Source organism: Micromonospora sp. NBRC 110037, from assembly GCF_001652995.1.
Classification (GTDB): Bacteria; Actinomycetota; Actinomycetes; order Mycobacteriales; family Micromonosporaceae; genus Micromonospora; species Micromonospora chalcea.
Window position 1 is genome coordinate 1884242 of record NZ_BBVA01000002.1, and the last position, 15048, is coordinate 1899289.

General features: G+C 73.2%; 18 protein-coding genes. 8 read left to right on the forward strand and 10 right to left on the reverse strand.

Annotation, left to right across the window (positions count from 1 at the left end):
* Window positions 1-8 precede the first annotated feature (8 nt).
* From A4R25_RS07635 to A4R25_RS07645, 3 genes are all read right to left on the reverse strand, one after another.
* Window positions 9-827, reverse strand: coding sequence for an SCO1664 family protein (locus tag A4R25_RS07635; protein WP_043324421.1), 819 nt, complete (start codon window positions 825-827; stop codon window positions 9-11).
* Window positions 824-1405: a DUF3090 domain-containing protein gene (locus A4R25_RS07640; RefSeq protein ID WP_043324423.1), complete on the reverse strand. Its 582-nt coding sequence runs from the start codon at window positions 1403-1405 to the stop codon at window positions 824-826. Before A4R25_RS07640 ends, A4R25_RS07635 begins: the two co-directional genes overlap by 4 nt.
* 86 nt (window positions 1406-1491) lie before the next feature.
* Entirely contained in the window at window positions 1492-2205 is a 714-nt protein-coding gene (locus A4R25_RS07645; RefSeq protein WP_064446115.1) for a histidine phosphatase family protein, read from the reverse strand.
* Between the two features lie 669 nt (window positions 2206-2874).
* Here A4R25_RS07645 and A4R25_RS07650 point away from each other — a divergent pair.
* Window positions 2875-3468 (forward strand): hypothetical protein, encoded by a 594-nt coding sequence (locus tag A4R25_RS07650; protein WP_064446116.1) that lies wholly within the window; start codon window positions 2875-2877, stop codon window positions 3466-3468.
* 56 nt (window positions 3469-3524) lie between these two features.
* On the opposite strand, the gene A4R25_RS07655 is transcribed toward A4R25_RS07650, so the two are convergent.
* Window positions 3525-4361, reverse strand: a complete 837-nt coding sequence (locus tag A4R25_RS07655; RefSeq protein ID WP_043324430.1) for an undecaprenyl-diphosphate phosphatase — start codon at window positions 4359-4361, stop codon at window positions 3525-3527.
* Entirely contained in the window at window positions 4358-5410 is a 1053-nt protein-coding gene (locus A4R25_RS07660) for an LLM class F420-dependent oxidoreductase (RefSeq protein ID WP_043324433.1), read from the reverse strand. Before A4R25_RS07660 ends, A4R25_RS07655 begins: the two co-directional genes overlap by 4 nt.
* Window positions 5411-5573: 163 nt before the next feature.
* Between A4R25_RS07660 and A4R25_RS07665 the strand changes: the two genes are divergently transcribed.
* Together A4R25_RS07665 and A4R25_RS07670 are read left to right on the forward strand one after the other, a co-directional pair.
* Window positions 5574-6542, forward strand: coding sequence for an aldo/keto reductase (locus tag A4R25_RS07665; protein WP_030504007.1), 969 nt, complete (start codon window positions 5574-5576; stop codon window positions 6540-6542).
* A 70-nt stretch (window positions 6543-6612) separates the two neighbouring features.
* Window positions 6613-6804: a DUF5703 family protein gene (locus A4R25_RS07670; RefSeq protein WP_043324435.1), complete on the forward strand. Its 192-nt coding sequence runs from the start codon at window positions 6613-6615 to the stop codon at window positions 6802-6804.
* Window positions 6805-6858: 54 nt separating this feature from the next.
* Here A4R25_RS07670 and A4R25_RS07675 read toward each other — a convergent pair whose 3' ends face one another.
* Window positions 6859-7512: a hypothetical protein gene (locus A4R25_RS07675; RefSeq protein WP_030504008.1), complete on the reverse strand. Its 654-nt coding sequence runs from the start codon at window positions 7510-7512 to the stop codon at window positions 6859-6861.
* Window positions 7513-7574: 62 nt separating this feature from the next.
* The gene (locus A4R25_RS07680) at window positions 7575-8903 is read right to left on the reverse strand and encodes a M20/M25/M40 family metallo-hydrolase (RefSeq protein ID WP_043324436.1); all 1329 of its coding nucleotides are present in this window, start codon (window positions 8901-8903) and stop codon (window positions 7575-7577) included.
* 127 nt (window positions 8904-9030) lie between these two features.
* Here A4R25_RS07680 and A4R25_RS07685 point away from each other — a divergent pair, with 127 nt between their 5' ends.
* Genes A4R25_RS07685 through A4R25_RS07695 form a run of 3 tightly spaced genes read left to right on the forward strand, consistent with a single transcriptional unit; the run spans window position 9031 to window position 10939 of the window.
* Entirely contained in the window at window positions 9031-9648 is a 618-nt protein-coding gene (locus A4R25_RS07685) for a hemerythrin domain-containing protein (protein WP_043324439.1), read from the forward strand.
* A gap of 47 nt (window positions 9649-9695) precedes the next feature.
* On the forward strand, window positions 9696-10682 hold the full coding sequence (locus A4R25_RS07690) for a LysR family transcriptional regulator (protein ID WP_043324440.1): 987 nt from the start codon (window positions 9696-9698) through the stop codon (window positions 10680-10682).
* A gap of 20 nt (window positions 10683-10702) precedes the next feature.
* Window positions 10703-10939 (forward strand): hypothetical protein, encoded by a 237-nt coding sequence (locus A4R25_RS07695; protein WP_043324442.1) that lies wholly within the window; start codon window positions 10703-10705, stop codon window positions 10937-10939.
* A gap of 47 nt (window positions 10940-10986) precedes the next feature.
* Here A4R25_RS07695 and A4R25_RS07700 read toward each other — a convergent pair whose 3' ends face one another.
* The 3 genes from A4R25_RS07700 to A4R25_RS07705 all read right to left on the reverse strand — a co-directional run bounded on the left by A4R25_RS07700 (window position 10987) and on the right by A4R25_RS07705 (window position 14119).
* Window positions 10987-11337 (reverse strand): DUF3140 domain-containing protein, encoded by a 351-nt coding sequence (locus tag A4R25_RS07700; protein WP_043324444.1) that lies wholly within the window; start codon window positions 11335-11337, stop codon window positions 10987-10989.
* Window positions 11337-11507 (reverse strand): hypothetical protein, encoded by a 171-nt coding sequence (locus A4R25_RS31405; RefSeq protein ID WP_166456064.1) that lies wholly within the window; start codon window positions 11505-11507, stop codon window positions 11337-11339. Before A4R25_RS31405 ends, A4R25_RS07700 begins: the two co-directional genes overlap by 1 nt.
* A gap of 62 nt (window positions 11508-11569) precedes the next feature.
* Window positions 11570-14119 carry an ATP-dependent Clp protease ATP-binding subunit gene (locus A4R25_RS07705; protein ID WP_064446117.1) on the reverse strand — a complete coding sequence of 850 codons (2550 nt, stop codon included), beginning with the start codon at window positions 14117-14119 and terminating at the stop codon, window positions 11570-11572.
* Between the two features lie 112 nt (window positions 14120-14231).
* On the opposite strand from A4R25_RS07705, the gene A4R25_RS07710 reads away from it, so the two are divergent.
* Together A4R25_RS07710 and A4R25_RS07715 are read left to right on the forward strand one after the other, a co-directional pair.
* On the forward strand, window positions 14232-14609 hold the full coding sequence (locus tag A4R25_RS07710; protein WP_043324447.1) for a hypothetical protein: 378 nt from the start codon (window positions 14232-14234) through the stop codon (window positions 14607-14609).
* A 174-nt stretch (window positions 14610-14783) separates the two neighbouring features.
* Window positions 14784-15044, forward strand: coding sequence for a hypothetical protein (locus A4R25_RS07715; protein ID WP_030504016.1), 261 nt, complete (start codon window positions 14784-14786; stop codon window positions 15042-15044).
* Window positions 15045-15048 lie beyond the last annotated feature (4 nt).

A 15048-nucleotide genomic window follows, 5' to 3' on the forward strand; every position in this document is an offset into this window, starting at 1 on the left:
ACAGCGGCTCACATCGGCGGCCAGGGCATCGCCGGCCACTCCTCGGGAGGCAGCGGGAACCGGCCGGTCCCGCGCAGCCGCTCGACGCGGGCCGCCAGCGCCGCCGTCTCGCCGATCGTCAGGTGCTCGGCGAGCTCCTCGCCGAGCGGGCCGCGAAGCTGACCGGCCAGGCCGTCGAGCATCTCCACCGCGTCCGGCGGCAGCTCGCGGCCGGCCCAGCCCCACAGCACCGTACGCAGCTTCTCCTCGACGTGGAAGCTCACGCCGTGGTCGACGCCGTAGATCCGGTCGTCCGGGCCGACGAGCACGTGACCGCCCTTGCGGTCGGCGTTGTTGATCACCGCGTCGAGCACGGCGAGCCGGGCCAGACGCGGGTCGTCGGCGTGCGCCAGCGCGTACGCGGCGCCGTCGTCGTCGCGGGCCGCGGCCACCGGGAACCAGCGCGGCGGGATCTCCCGCGCCGGCACGAACCCGACCAGTGGCTCGGCGTCGTCCGGCTCGTCGATCCAGAGCTGGCAGGAGCCGGGGCCGAACGGGCCGTCCCGCAGCACCGTGGGGGGCACCAGGTCCCAGCCGGTGGCCCGGGACACCAGGTAGGCGGCCACCTCGCGGCCGGCGAGCGTACCGTCCGGGAAGTCCCACAGCGGGCGCTCACCGCGTACCGGCTTGTAGACACAGTGGGCGGTGACGTCGCCGAGCGCGACGACGGCGCGCAGCGTGGCGTTGGAGGCGTCGACAAGCCGCCCCTCCAGGGTCAGCTCACCGTCGGCGAGCAGCCGCAGCGCCTCGGCGCCGTCCTGTCGGGGCTGCAGTTCCGACGACGTCACCGGTGATAGCCGTTGTTCCGGGGGCAGAGGTGACCGGCCGGGTCCAGCGGCTGCCCGCACAGCGGGCAGGGGGGACGGCCGGCGTTGACGACGCGCTTGGCCCGCTCGATGAACTCGCGGGTCGCCTCCGGGGTCAGTCGGACCCGGAGCCGGTCGAGGTCGTCGTCCGGCTCGTCCGGTTCCTCGTCGGCGTCGTCGTCCGCGTCGCCCAGCTCGACCTCGACTTCCGCCTCGCCCACGGCGATCGCCTCGATCACCACTGTCGCGGTGTCCACGTCGAAGGCCAGGCCCAGCGTGCCGACGCGGAACTCCTCGTCCACCGGGGTGTCGAGCGGCTCGTTGTCGCCGCCCGTCGGCGGCGCGGCCTCCGGCAGCTGCACGCCGAAGCGGCGCTGCGCCTCGGCGAGCAGCTCCTCGAGCTTCTCGGCGAGCAACGACACCTGGACCTTCTCCAGCGACACGCTGACCAGCCGGCCGCCGCCGCGCGCCTGGAGGAAGAACGTGCGCTCCCCCGGCGGGCCGACCGTACCGGCGACGAACCGCTCCGGCGGCTCGAAGGCGTGCACCTGGTGCGTCATACCCACGACCCTATCCGGCGCGTGGAAGTGCCGCGCAGCCCACCGACGCCGAATCCGCCCAGAGCGAACGCGCCGCGCCGGGCCGGCTATCCGGCCGCGCCCGCGCCCCCGCCGACCGCCGCGTCCGACTCGGCCGGCCGCGCCGCGCGCCGGCGCCGCTTGCGCGGCGGCGGGACCAGCGCCGACAGGTCGCCGCCGGTGTCGTTGAGCCGGACCAGGAACGGCCGCAGCGGCGTGTAGCGGATCGCGGTCACCGACGCCGGGTCGGCCACGATCCGCTGAAAAAGATCAAGGTGTACGCCGAGCGCGTCCGCCACGATCGCCTTGATCACATCACCGTGGCTGCACGCGAGCCAGACCGCCTCCGGTCCGTGCTCGGCGGTGACCCGCGCGTCCCACGCCCGTACCGCCGCCACCGCGCGCGCGGACATCGCCGCCATCGACTCCCCCTGCGGGAACGCGGCGGCGCTCGGATGCTGCTGCACCACCGGCCAGAGCGGCTCCTTCGCCAGCTTCTTCAGCGACTGCCCCTCCCAGTCGCCGTACCCGCACTCGATCAGCCCGTCGTCCACGACCGGTTCGGCGTCCGGCAGCGCCAGTTCCAGGGTCTGCCGGCAGCGGATCAGCGGGCTGGTCACCACCGCCGCGAGCGGCAGCCCGGCGAGCCGCCCGCCCACCGCCGTCGCCTGCGCCCGGCCGGTGTCGTCCAGCTCGACCGGTTGCCGCCCAGCCAGGCCGCCGTCGGCGTTCGCGGTGGTCCGGCCGTGTCGCAGAAGCAGAAGGGTCGCCACGCAGACCACCCTAGGCGGTACGCCCCGACGTTGATCGTCCCGCCACGACGCCGACCTTCCCCGCCCTCACACCCCGTCCCCGCCCTCACATCCCGTCCGCGTCGATCGTGATCGCCCGTCGCATTGCGCAGCTCGTTCGTCTCGCGCGGCACTCCGCCGGAGATCTTGGAAGATTTGGGCCCCTATGAGAGCCATTTCCTTCCAAGATCTCCTGAGGTAGCGGCGCACGCCGGAGATCTTGGTACGTTCCCGCCCTTGTAAGGGCCGCTCCGTACCAAGATCTCCGGCCAGCCCTGCCGTCGGCGACCCGACCTCCCACACGATCATGAGGTTGACGGTGACAAACCGGACACGAGGTGCCGTCAACCTCATGATCGACGCTTCCGGGTCACGGGAGGGTGAGCCGGGGTGTCGGGTGGGGTGGGTGTCGGGTTTCGGGGTGGTTGGGGACACCCGGGTGGCGGAATCGGTGGCGGGGCGGGGGCGTTATACCTGGTGAACGACCGCAGCAGCATCCCCCGGCACCCCGGAATGATCCCGGGGCGGCGGTCGTTGGACATGTCTCCGGCCCCCGCAGCCACGGGCAGCGAGCCGGATCCCCCCGAAGACTTCTCTGAGCGCCTGACGGTGCCCACGCACTCGCCCCCGGGTGCGTCGACCCCCGAATGGAGCCCCCTCATGAACACGATCCTGCGCAAGAGCATCCTCGGTATCGCCGGTCTGACCGTCGCCGGTGGCCTCGCCGCCGGCCCCCTCAACCACGACACCAGCACCCCCACCACCCGCAACGCCGCCGCGGTCACCACCACCCAGGCCGCCAGCAAGCTCGACAGCGCCGCGCTGATCCCGCACGGCGTGCAGGGCACCCAGTCCCGCATCGACCTCGACGACGAGCAGACCGCCAACGTCAAGGCCATCATCGCCGCCACGAAGAAGGCCGGCATGGACGAACGCGCCGCGGTCGTGTCGATCGCCACCGCCCTGCAGGAGTCGAAGCTGGAAAACCTCGGCCACCTCGGTGACCGTAACGACCACGACTCGCAGGGCCTGTTCCAGCAGCGCCCCTCCTCCGGTTGGGGCACGGTCGAGCAGATCACCGACCCCGAATACTCCACCACCGCGTTCCTCAAGGGCCTCAAGCAGGTCGACGGCTGGCGCGACATGCCCCTGACCGTCGCCGCCCAGACCGTCCAGGTCAGCGCGTACCCCGACCACTACGCCCAGTGGGAGCAGCAGGCCGCCGACCTGGTCGCCGAGCACTGGAACAGCTGAGACAAGCGAAAGGCCGGCACCCCGAACATCGGGTGCCGGCCTTTCGCATGACAGCGTCAGGTGGCGCTGATCGTGCCGGTGGCCAGCAGGCAGATCACCAGGCTGCCCAGCGCGACCCGGTAGAGCACGAAGACGTACAGCGTGTGGTGTGCGACGTAGCGCAGCAGCCAGGCGATGGCCGCGTACCCGACGGCGAACGCGATCAGCGTCGCCACCACCATCTGCGCCACGCTCGGCGCGGCGGTGCCGGGCGCGGACGGCTCGAAGACGTCCGGCAGGCTGAACACGCCGGAGATCACCACGGCCGGGATGGCCAGCAGGAACGAGTAGCGGGCCGCGGTCTCCCGGGTCAGGTTGAGCAGCAGGCCCGCGGTCAGCGTGCCGCCGGAGCGGGACACGCCTGGTACGAGCGCCGCGGCCTGGGCGAAGCCCATCACCACGCCGTCGCGCATCCGGAAGTTCTCCAGCGTACGGGTCTGCCGGCCCCAGTACTCGGCGAAGGCCAGCAGCACGGCGCCGATGATCAGCGTGCAGGAGATCAGCCAGAGGTTGCGGCCGGCGGTGCGGATCTGGTCCTTGAAGATCAGTCCGAAGATGCCGATCGGGATGGTGCCGACGATGACGTACCAGCCCATGCGGTAGTCGAGGCTGGAGCGCACCGAGCGGTCGAACAGGCCCAGGCACCAGGTGCGGACGATCCGCCAGATGTCCTTGGCGAAGTAGATCAGGACGGCGGCCTCGGTGCCGAGCTGGGTCACCGCGGTGAACGACGCGCCCGCGTCCCGGCCGAAGAACAGCTCCGAGGTGATCCGCAGGTGCCCGGACGAGGACACCGGAAGGAACTCGGTCAGCCCCTGGACCAGGCCCAGGACGATGGCCTCGATCCAGGTCACTCCCCGACTCCGGACAGCTCCAGCGCCTCGGCGACGGTCCGCAGGGTCTGCACCCCGCTCTCCCGGTCGGCCACGAACAGCGACACCGACAGCGTGGTCACGCCCGCGGCGGCGTACTCCCGCATGCGCTCGGCGATGCGCTCCTTCGGGCCGAGCAGCGAGGTGCGGTCGATGAACTCCATCGGTACGGCGGCGGCCGCGTCGCGCTGCCGCTTGGCCAGGTAGAGGTCCTGGACCTCGCGGGCCGCGTCGCCGTAGCCCATCCGGGTGGCGAGCTGGTTGTAGAAGTTCTGCTTGCGGCTGCCCATGCCGCCGACGTACAGCGCGGCGTACCAGCGGACCAGCTCGGCGCAGGTGGCGACGTCGTCGCCGACCACCACCGGCACGGACGGCACCACGTCGAAGCCGGCCAGTTCCTTGCCGGCGGCGGCGCGGCCGGCCCGGACCGAGGCGAGGTGCTCCTCGGCGAACTCCGGGGAGTAGAAGACGGCCAGCCAGCCGTCGGCGATCTCGCCGGCCAGCTCCAGGTTCTTCGGGCCGACGGCGGCCAGGTAGATCGGGATGTGCTCGCGCGGCGGGTGGAAGCCCAGCCGCAGCGCCTTGCCCGGGCCGTCCGGCAGCGGCAGCGTGTAGTGCTCGCCGTCGTACGCGACCTCCTTGCGGGCCACCGCCAGCTTGACGATGTCCACGTACTCCCGGGTGCGGGCCAGCGGCTTGGCGAACCGCACGCCGTGCCAGCCCTCCGAGACCTGCGGGCCGGACACGCCCAGGCCGAGCCGGAACCGGCCGCCGGAGATCGTGTCGATGGTCGCCGCGGTCATCGCGGTCATGGCGGGCGAGCGGGCCGGGATCTGCATGACCGCCGACCCGACGTCGATCCGCTCGGTCTGTCCGGCGATCCAGGACAGGATGCTCGGCGAGTCCGAGCCGTACGCCTCCGCGGCCCACACGACCGAGTAGCCGAGCCGGTCCGCCTCCTGGGCCAATGCCAGGTGGTCGAACGGCGTGCTCCACGCCGTTTGGTATCCGAGGTTGAGCCCGAGTCGCACTGATCCTCCCGCCATCCGCACCACAGGTCGCATCAGGTTACGCAATGAGCGTGGCGCCCTCGACGTCCGGCTCACCCGAACATGTCACACCGGTCTGATGTCGCGCGGGAACTTGACTGCGGCGAGGATATCCGTGACGCCGGGTTCGAAATAAGGTTCACGCATGCAACAGCGACCGCTCGGCCGAAGCGGGCTGGCGGTATCGCGGCTCGCGCTCGGCACCATGACCTGGGGACGCGACACCGACGCCGACGACGCGGCCGCCCAGCTGAAGAGTTTCCTCGACGCGGGCGGCAACCTCGTGGACACCGCGGACGTGTACGCCGACGGCGACGCCGAATCGGTGATCGGCTCGCTGCTGGGCAGCCTGGTGGACCGCGACGAGCTGCTGATCGCCACCAAGGCGGGGCTGCGGCCGGGCAGCCGCCGCCGGGACGGCTCGCGCGGGCACCTGCTGCGCACGCTCGACGCCTCGCTGCGCCGGCTCGGCACCGACCACGTCGACCTCTGGCAGGTGCACGGGTACGACCCGGACACGCCGCTGGAGGAGACGCTCTCGGCCCTGGACCATGCCGTGTCGAGCGGGAAGGCCCGCTACGTCGGCGTGTCGAACTTCTCCGGCTGGCAGACCGCCCGCGCCGCCGCCTGGCAGGCCGCCTGGCCGGGGCGCGCCCCGGTGGTCGCCGCGCAGGTGGAGTACTCGCTGCTGGAGCGCGGCGTGGAGCGGGAGGTGCTGCCCGCCTGCGCCGGGATGGGGCTGGGCGTGCTGCCCTGGTCGCCGCTGGGCCGGGGCGTGCTGACCGGCAAGTACCGCAACGGCCGCCCGGCCGACTCGCGGGCGGTGTCGCCGCACTTCGAACGGTTCGTCGCCACCTACCTGGAGCCGCGCTGCTCCAGCATCGTGGAGGCGGTCGCCATCGCGGCCGGCGGGCTCGGCGTGTCGCCGCTGGAGGTGGCGCTGGCCTGGGTGCGGGACCGGCCCGGCGTGACCGCGCCGATCCTGGGCGCCCGGACCGTCGGGCAGCTGCTCGGCGCGTTGCAGGTGGAGCGGATGACGCTGCCGGAGGAGATCGTCACGGCGCTGGACGACGTGTCGGCGGTGCCGGTGGGCTACCCGGAGCGCGACGGATGAGCCGCGGCGGGGCGGTCCGGGTCACCGTCAGGGGGTGGCGGAGGGCCCGCGACCTGGGCAGCATAGGGGCATGGACTACGAATACGCGCCGCTGCGGTTGCCTTCGAACGTCGATCGGCTGACCGCCGCGGCGCAGCTGGCGATCCAGGCCGAGTTCTCCGGCTGGGAGCTGGCCCGGGTGCGGCTCTACCGGGACGGCACGCGGCAGGTGGTGCTGCGGCGCCGCCTGGTGAACAAGCCGCAGCCGGGCCTGTCGTACTGACGGGCCCGTCCCCGGGGCCGCGCGACGCGGCGCCGCCCCGGGGACGCGCACGGCCTAGTGCGCGTGGTCGTGCTCCTCGTCGAGCTCCATGAACGGGTGCTCGTCGAGCCGGCCGACCAGCCGGTCGTCGGCGGCGGGCTGGAACGGCCCGACCGGGTCGTCGTCGTCGAACGACTCCAGGTCGACCGGGGTGCCGACCTCGCTGACCATGACCACGCCGTCGAGCGGCTCCAGCTCCGGCACGTCCAGCGCGGACAGCGAGCCGTCGCCGCTCTGCAGCAGCTCCAGCACCGCCTCGCCGACGCCCTCCACCGGGGCCGGCTCGTCGTCCTCCGGGGTGCCGTCGCGGCGGGCCGCCTCGGCGGCACGCAGCAGCGCGGCGACGCTCGGCACCCGGTAGTCGCGCCGCTGCCGCACCGAGATGACCCGCGGGTGCGGGTCGGTGGGCTCGCCGCCCTCCACGGCGCCGAAGCGCTCGTCGGCCTCGTCCGGGTCGATCGACTCCACGTCCCAGGGCGTCACCTCGCCGAACGCGTCGAGCAGCTGCTCGTCGTAGGCGAACGAGGCGTTGTTCAACGCGACGTACGCCTGCCAGACGGCGTCGTCGTCGATCCGGCCCTGAGCGGCCCGGACGGCGGCCAGGTGGGCGCGAGCGGCGTCGATCACCCGCTCGAGGGCGGCATCCAGCTCACCGTGCTGGTCGGTCATGTGTGGCAGTCCCTTCGCGATGGGGGGAGGGTTCCGTGCCGACGGCGCCGCTGTGGGCGCGGTCAGCAGGTACGCAGGAAGCGGTCCAGAACCCGCACGCCGAACTGTAGTCCGTCCAGCGGAACCCGCTCGTCGATGCCGTGGAACAGGCCGGAGAAATTGAGGTCGGCGGGCAGCCGCAGCGGCGCGAAACCGAAGCAGCGGATGCCGAGCCGGGAGAACGCCTTGGCGTCGGTGCCGCCGGAGAGCATGTACGGCACCGGGTGGGCGCCGGGGTCCTCGGCGCGCAGCGCGGCCGACATGCCCGCCACCAGGTCACCGTCGAACGTGGTCTCCAGGGCCGGCTGGCGCTGGACGTACTCGATGGCGATGTCCGGCCCGACCAGCTCGCGCAGCTGCCGTTCCAGCTCCTCGCTCTGCCCGGGCAGGCTGCGGCAGTCGATGGTGGCGGTGGCCCGGCCGGGGATGACGTTGTCCTTGTAGCCGGCGGCCAGCCGGGTCGGGTTGGCGGTGTTGCGGATGGTCGCGCCGATGATGTTGGCGATCGGGCCGAGCTTGGCGATCGCGGTCTCCGGGTCGTCCGGGTCGATCTCGATGCCGAGCACGTCGGACACCTCGGCCAGGAAGGCGCGTACGGTGTCGGTCATCACCACCGGGAAGCGGTGCCGGCCGATCCGGGCGACCGCCTCGGCCAGCGCGGTGACCGCGTTGTCGTCGTGCATCATCGAGCCGTGGCCGGGCCGGCCCTTGGCGTGCAGGCGCAGCCAGTCGATGCCCTTCTCGGCGGTCTCGATCAGGTAGAGCCGGCGCTGCTCGTCCACGGAGTAGGAGAAGCCGCCGACCTCGCCGATCGCCTCGGTGCAGCCGTCGAACAGGTCGCGGTGCCGCTGGGTGAGGAAGTGCGCGCCGTAGTCGCTGCCGGCTTCCTCGTCGGCGGTGAACGCGAGCACGATGTCGCGCCGGGGGCGGACGCCGGCGCGCTGCCAGCCGCGGACCACGGCGAGGACCATGGCGTCGAAGTCCTTCATGTCGATCGCGCCGCGGCCCCAGAGGTAGCCGTCGCGGATCTCGCCGGAGAACGGGTGCACCGACCACTCGTCCGGGTCGGCGGGCACGACGTCGAGGTGGCCGTGCACGAGCAGCGCGTCGCGGCCCGGCTCGGTGCCGGGGATGCGGGCGACCACGTTCGCCCGGCCGGGGGCAGACTCGTGGATCTCGGCGTCGACGCCGGCCTCGGCGAGCTTCTCCGCCACGTACTCGGCGGCGCGCCGCTCCCCCACGCTCGTGTCGTTGTCGCCGGTGTTCGTGGTGTCGATGCGCAGCAGGTCGCGGCAGAGGTCCACGACCTCGTCGGTGGCGTCGGGCCGGGCGGGGAGGGCGTCGCTCGTCATCGCTTCCTTATATCAGCAGGCGGGGTCGTCGCGGCCGTCGGTGCGCGCCGCGGTTTCGTGGATCTCCCGGCCGGGTACCGGCGGAGGCGCCCGGGACATCGACCCCGGCCGTCACGAGGAGGGCCCCATGACCGTCCCGCTGCCGCCGCTGCCGCCCGCCGCCGACGACGCGTACCGGCCGGGTGGGCGAAGCGTGGCCGACCTCGTGGACACCGAGCACCGGGCGCTGCTGGGGCTGGCCGACCGGGTCAGCGACGCGGCGCTGACGGCGGCCGAGCGGCGCGACGTGCTGGACGTGCTGACCGCCGCGGTGTCCCGGCACCTGTCGGCCGAGGAGCAGTATCTGTTCCCGGCGGCCCGGGCCGCCATGCCGGACGCCGTCGAGCTGGTGGAGCGGGAGATCGAGGCCGACGCCGGGCTGCTGACCGCGCTCAAGGAGCTGTCCGGCGCGGACGACCCGGCGGTCGCCGACGTGGCCGAGCGGGTGCGCCGGCACGTCAGCCGCGTCGCCGCGCTGGTCACGCCGCTGCGGGAGGTGGCGAGCGACGCGGAGCTGATCCGGCTGGGCAACCGGTGGGAGATCGCGGAGGAGGCGGCGCCGACCCGGCCGCACCCCGGCACGCCGGCCACCCCGCCCTGGAACAAGATCGTCGAGCCGGCGGTCGGGGTGCTCGACAAGGTGCGCGACGCGGTCTCCGGACGGCGTACCCGGCTGAGTGACCTGGAACACCGCCGCCAGAGCTGAGCCGATCGCCCCTTTCGCGTATCGGTTCGTGGTCCTACCGTCACGGTATGGATCTGGAGCTGCGACACCTGCGTGTGGTCTGCGCGATCGCGGAGACGGGGAGCGTCACCAAGGCCGCCTCGGCGCTCGGCCTGGCCCAGCCGGCGTTGACCGCCCAGCTTCAGCGGATCGAACGGGCGCTGGGCGGGCCGCTGTTCGAACGGGACCGCCGCGGCGCCCGCCCGACCGCGCTGGGCGAACTGGTGCTGGACCGGGCGCGGGTGCTGCTGCCGGCGATGAAGGGCCTGCGGGACGAGGCGGCCCGGATGGCCGGCGCGGGCGACCCGCTGCGCCGCTACCGCTTCGGCGGGGTGAACAGCCCGATCATGGGCCGGCTGGTGCACCGGCTCGCCGCCGAGCGGCCGGACGCGCAGATCACCACGTACGCCTCGTGGTCGGTGGACGAGCTGGCGCAGATGGTGGCCGGCGGCCGGCTCGACTTCGCCCTCACCGGGGTGTGCGGCGACTCGACGCCGTCGGCGGGGTTCGGGCTGAGCTGGCGGGAGGTGGCGGTGGAGCCGATCTGCGTGCTGCTGCCGCAGACCCACCCGCTGGCCGGTCGCGCCGAGATCGACCTGGTCGACCTGAGTCACGAGCGGTGGGTGGCCGCGCCGGGCGACGGCTGCTTCGGCGACTGCTTCGCCGCCGCGTGCGCCCGCGCCGGCTTCACCCCCAAGAAGGTGTACGAGGCGGACGTGCGGGCCGCCCTGGAGCTGGTGGACGCGGGCGAGGCGGTGGCGTTGTGCCAGGCCACGTTCCGGCCGGTCGCCGGGCTGGTCACGCGGCGGCTGGCCGGTTCACCGCTGCGCTGGCGGCTGCTGCTCGGCTGGCACCCGGACGTGCCGGCGGCCGCGGTGGCCGACCCGGTGCTGGCGGCGGCGGTGGCGGCGTACACGGACGCGCTGGCCAACCATCCCGACTATCTGGGCTGGTTGCTGGCGCACCCGGAGTTCGGCGTGCAGCCCAACGGCACCGGCGGGGTGCGAATCGCCTGAACCCGGGTAACACCGGCGACATGACTGATCTGTATCCGGCCGCCGACCAGCGGGAGCTGCTGCGTCAGGCGGCCACCGCGCACACCACCGCCGCCGCCGAGGTGGAGGCGTTCCTGCGGCGGCTGCCGGAGGTGCCGGACCCGGCCGACGTCACCGAGTACGCCAACCTGCTCAGCCGTGCGGAGCGGGCCCGGGACGACCTGCTGGCCGCGGCGGACGCGGCCGGGCTGCGGCTGCCCAGCCTGGAGTCGGAGTAGACGCCGGCGCCCGGGTGGGTGACCCGCCCGGGCGCCGGCGTACCGGCTCAGCGTTCGATCAGGACGTCGTGGCCGAGGTCGAGCAGGGCGTGCCGCCACTCGTCGTCGGCGTTGCCCCGGCGTGGCCGCTGCGCGGTCAGCTCCCGGATCCGGGTGATCGCCTCGCGCATCACCTCGATGTCCTCCGGCGTGAGGTCCACCTTGCGCTTGCGCAGCACGGCGAGGATCTGCCGGCCGGGTTCGGGCAGGTCGAGGTCCGGGCCGGGGCCGAACGCCTCCTCCCCCGAGCCGCGGGTCAGCAGCCACTGCCGCAGCGTCTCGGAGGACACGTTCACCTCGGCGTGGAAGTCGTCCCAGATCACCTCGACCTCGGGGTCGAGTCGCGCCTCGCGTGCCATCACGCCTCCTCTGCCGGCGGCGGCCCGGATGCCGGCTCGCCCTCGTTCGGTGTGTGCTGCTTCAGGCCCTCCGGCGGCACCCGCACCCGGGACGGGTTCGCCGTCGGGGCCGCCTCGATCGGCTCACCGGCCCCGATGTCGCCGTCGGGGACCTCCTCGGGTTCGGTCATGTCCGCCCTTTCGATCCGTCGGTGACGAGGCGGTCCGGCCCGTGGGAACGGACCGTCGCCGGTCATCGGGGATGAGACGTGGTGGCTGCCGCGTGCCCGCGTTCACCGGCGGTGACGTCGAATACCAGCTGGTCGTCGCGGGCGTCGACAATGACCTTCTGCCCCGGGGATATCTCGTTCTCCAGCAGCATCCGGGACAGCCGGTTGTCGACCTCGCGCTGGATCACCCGGCGCAGCGGGCGGGCGCCGAACTCCGGCTGGTAGCCGTGCTCGGCGAGCCAGTCCACGCCGGCGGTCCTGAAGTCGACCTGGATGTCCTGGGCGTGCATGCGGCGGCGGGTCTCCTCCAGCAGCAGCCCGGTGATCTGGCGCAACTGCTCGGCCTCCAGCCGCTGGAAGATGATCACCTCGTCGATGCGGTTGAGGAACTCCGGGCGGAAGTTCTCCTGGAGCCGGCGCATCAGCCGTTCCCGCAGCTCGTCGCTCTCCTGCTGGCCGGGCGCGCCGCTGGCGAAGCCGACGGTGCGCTGGGCGCCGGTGATCAGCTCCGAGCCGAGGTTGCTCGTCATGATCAGCACGGTGTTCTTGAAGTTCACCGTCCGGCCCTGGCTGTCGGTGAGCCGGCCGTCGTCGAGCACCTGGAGCAGGATGTTGAACACGTCCGGGTGTGCCTTCTCGATCTCGTCCAGCAGCACCACCGCGTACGGGCGGCGGCGGACCGCCTCGGTGAGCTGGCCGGCCTCCTCGTAGCCGACGTACCCGGGCGGCGCGCCGACCAGCCGGCTGACCGTGTGCCGCTCCTGGAACTCGCTCATGTCCACCCGGACCATCCGGTCCGCCTCGCCGAACAGCGCCTCGGCCAGCGCGCGGGCCAGCTCGGTCTTGCCGACGCCGGTCGGGCCGAGGAACAGGAAGCTGCCCATCGGCCGGTTCGGGTCGGCCAGCCCGGTACGGGAGCGGCGCACCGCCTCGGAGACGGCGCTGACCGCGTCGTCCTGGCCGATGATCTTCTCGTGCAGGTGCCCCTCCAGGCGCAGCAGCCGGTCGCGTTCCTCCTCGGTGAGCTGGGTGACCGGGATGCCGGTGGCCCGGGAGACCACCTCGGCGATCTCCGTCGGCCCCACCTCGGGCACGTGGTTGGGTCCCTCGTCGCCGCGGGCGCGGCGCACCTGGTCCTCCAGCTCGGCGACCCGGTCGCGCAGCGCGGAGGCCCGCTCGTACTGCTCGTCGGAGACCGCCTGCTCCTTGTCCCGGCGCGTGTCCTCGAGCTGCTGCTCCAGCTCGCGCACGTCCTCGGCGGGAGTGCGCGTCCGCAGCCGCACCCGCGCGCCGGCCTGGTCGATCAGGTCGATCGCCTTGTCCGGCAGGAACCGGTCGGTGACGTACCGGTCGGACAGCTCACCGGCGGCGATCAGCGCCTCGTCGGTGAACCGGACCTGGTGGTGCGCCTCGTACCGGTCGCGCAGCCCGCGCAGGATCGCCACGGTGTCCTCCACGCTCGGCTCGGGCACCAGCACCGGCTGGAACCGGCGGGCCAGCGCGGCGTCCTTCTCGATGCTGCGCCGGTACTCGTCGAGCGTGGTCGCGCCGATGACCCGCAGCTCGCCGCGGGCCAGGGCCGGCTTGAGCATGTTCGACGCGTCCATCCCGCCCTCGCTGCCGGCGCCGCCCGCGCCGACCAGCGTGTGGATCTCGTCCAGGAAGATGATCAGCTCGTCGCGGTGGGCGCGGATCTCGTCGATCACCTTCTTCAGGCGTTCCTCGAAGTCGCCCCGGTAGCGGGTGCCGGCGACCAGGCCGGACAGGTCGAGCTGGATCACCCGCTTGCCGATCAGCGTCTGCGGCACGTCGCCGTCGCAGATCCGTTCCGCCAGCCCTTCCACGATCGCGGTCTTGCCGACACCGGCCTCGCCGATCAGCACCGGGTTGTTCTTGGTCCGCCGGGACAGGATCTCCACCGCCTGCTCGATCTCGTCGGCGCGGCCGATCACCGGGTCGATCTGGTCCATCCGGGCCAGCTCGGTGAGGTCCTGCCCGTACTGGTCGAGGGTGGGGGTGCCGCGGTCCGGGCGCGGCGTGCCGGCCGCGCCCCGCTCGGCGCTGGCCGCCTGCAACGACTCCGGCTGGATCCGGCCGGCGGCGAGCATCCGGCCGGCCGGCGACTCGGGGTTCAGTGGCAGCGCCATCAGGATGTGCTCGGGACCGATGTAGTTGGCGCCCATCGCACGGGAGAGCTGGTGCGCGTCCAGCAGCGCCCGCTTCGCGGCCGGGGTCAGCGACAGGTTCGGCGGCACCTCGCCCCGGGGCGCGCCCTCACCCCGCCCGCCGAGCGCGTTGACGAGCGTGTCCGGGTCGGCGCCGGCCCGGCGTACCAGGTCGCGCAGCGGCTCGCGCTGCAACGCCGCCCAGAGCAGATGGTCGGTGTCCAGGTCGTTGCTGTGCTTCTGAGCGGCCCGGCGGGCCGCGTCGGCGAGCATCTCCCGGGCGTCGGCGGTCATCAGTCGGGTGATGTCGACCCGGTGCGCCGGTCGGCGTCCCCCCTCGCCCCGGCCGAAGTATCGGGCCAGGAACTCGTCCCAGGGGTCGTTGCCGAAGTCACCCGGTCCCATCATCATCGTCCTCCGCAGTCGGTCGGCACGACCGGTACCCGGCACGCGCGGCACGGTCGGCGGTGGCTACCCGGCGGTCGGCGCGACAAACGCGACCGGATGGCAGGCTGAGGGCATGGAGAGCAGACCGCTGCTGGTCGTGGACGGCGCGAACGTGGTGGGCTCGCGCCCGGACGGCTGGTGGCGGGACCGGGCCGGCGCGGCCGCGCGCCTGCGCGACGCGCTGGCGTCCGTCGGGGAGGCGGGCCTGCCGCCGGAGCTACCCCCGCCGGTGCAGGTGGTGCTGGTGGTGGAGGGCGCGGCCCGGCACGTCACCTCGGCGCCCGGCGTCGAGGTGGTGTCCGCGCCCGGCTCCGGCGACGACACGGTGGTGGAGCTGGTGGCCGCCGCGCCGCAGCGGCGGCGGGTGGTGGTCACCGCCGACCGGGAGCTGCGCGAGCGGGTGACCGCGCTCGGCGCGGAGGTACGCGGCCCGCGCTGGCTCGGCCGCTAGATCATCCGGTTCCGTCAACGGGACCGGCGGGCTCGCCGACGGGACCGGCGGCGAGGTCTTCGCGCACGTCAGGGCCACAACCGGACACGCGGGCGACAACCGCCTGAGGGTGGATGCTCGCCCACTCGTTCCGATGGGTTGTAATGGAGATCTCTTTTGCCCCCAGGAGGTTCCGTGGCGAGCGTCGCCGAGCTGAAGGCCGCCATCGATGTCGCGCTCCAGCAGATCGGTGACGGCCAGACAGCGGTGCAGGCAGCGGGCGAGAAGCTGGCCGAGGCACAGCAGACCCTGGCCGGCGCGCTGGAGGGCAGCGGCCACGAGACGGTCGAGGCGGCCCAGGCCTCGCTGACACAGGCCAGCCAGGAGCTGGAGGAGTGTCTCGCCGCGACACTCGTCGCGGTCGAGCAGGCGCAACTCTACGTCGCGACGCTCTGAGGCC

What these genes read in the sequence shown, in the direction of transcription:
- A4R25_RS07680 (WP_043324436.1), bottom strand. Translation starts at nt 8,903, where the DNA reads ATGACGAGCGACGCCCTCCCCGCCCGGCCCGACGCCACCGACGAGGTC.
- A4R25_RS07700 (WP_043324444.1), bottom strand. Translation starts at nt 11,337, where the DNA reads ATGGCACGCGAGGCGCGACTCGACCCCGAGGTCGAGGTGATCTGGGAC.
- A4R25_RS07710 (WP_043324447.1), top strand. Translation starts at nt 14,232, where the DNA reads ATGGAGAGCAGACCGCTGCTGGTCGTGGACGGCGCGAACGTGGTGGGC.
- A4R25_RS07650 (WP_064446116.1), top strand. Translation starts at nt 2,875, where the DNA reads ATGAACACGATCCTGCGCAAGAGCATCCTCGGTATCGCCGGTCTGACC.
- A4R25_RS07665 (WP_030504007.1), top strand. Translation starts at nt 5,574, where the DNA reads ATGCAACAGCGACCGCTCGGCCGAAGCGGGCTGGCGGTATCGCGGCTC.
- A4R25_RS07670 (WP_043324435.1), top strand. Translation starts at nt 6,613, where the DNA reads ATGGACTACGAATACGCGCCGCTGCGGTTGCCTTCGAACGTCGATCGG.
- A4R25_RS07640 (WP_043324423.1), bottom strand. Translation starts at nt 1,405, where the DNA reads ATGACGCACCAGGTGCACGCCTTCGAGCCGCCGGAGCGGTTCGTCGCC.
- A4R25_RS07695 (WP_043324442.1), top strand. Translation starts at nt 10,703, where the DNA reads ATGACTGATCTGTATCCGGCCGCCGACCAGCGGGAGCTGCTGCGTCAG.
- A4R25_RS07685 (WP_043324439.1), top strand. Translation starts at nt 9,031, where the DNA reads ATGACCGTCCCGCTGCCGCCGCTGCCGCCCGCCGCCGACGACGCGTAC.
- A4R25_RS31405 (WP_166456064.1), bottom strand. Translation starts at nt 11,507, where the DNA reads ATGACCGAACCCGAGGAGGTCCCCGACGGCGACATCGGGGCCGGTGAG.
- A4R25_RS07705 (WP_064446117.1), bottom strand. Translation starts at nt 14,119, where the DNA reads ATGATGGGACCGGGTGACTTCGGCAACGACCCCTGGGACGAGTTCCTG.
- A4R25_RS07675 (WP_030504008.1), bottom strand. Translation starts at nt 7,512, where the DNA reads ATGACCGACCAGCACGGTGAGCTGGATGCCGCCCTCGAGCGGGTGATC.
- A4R25_RS07690 (WP_043324440.1), top strand. Translation starts at nt 9,696, where the DNA reads ATGGATCTGGAGCTGCGACACCTGCGTGTGGTCTGCGCGATCGCGGAG.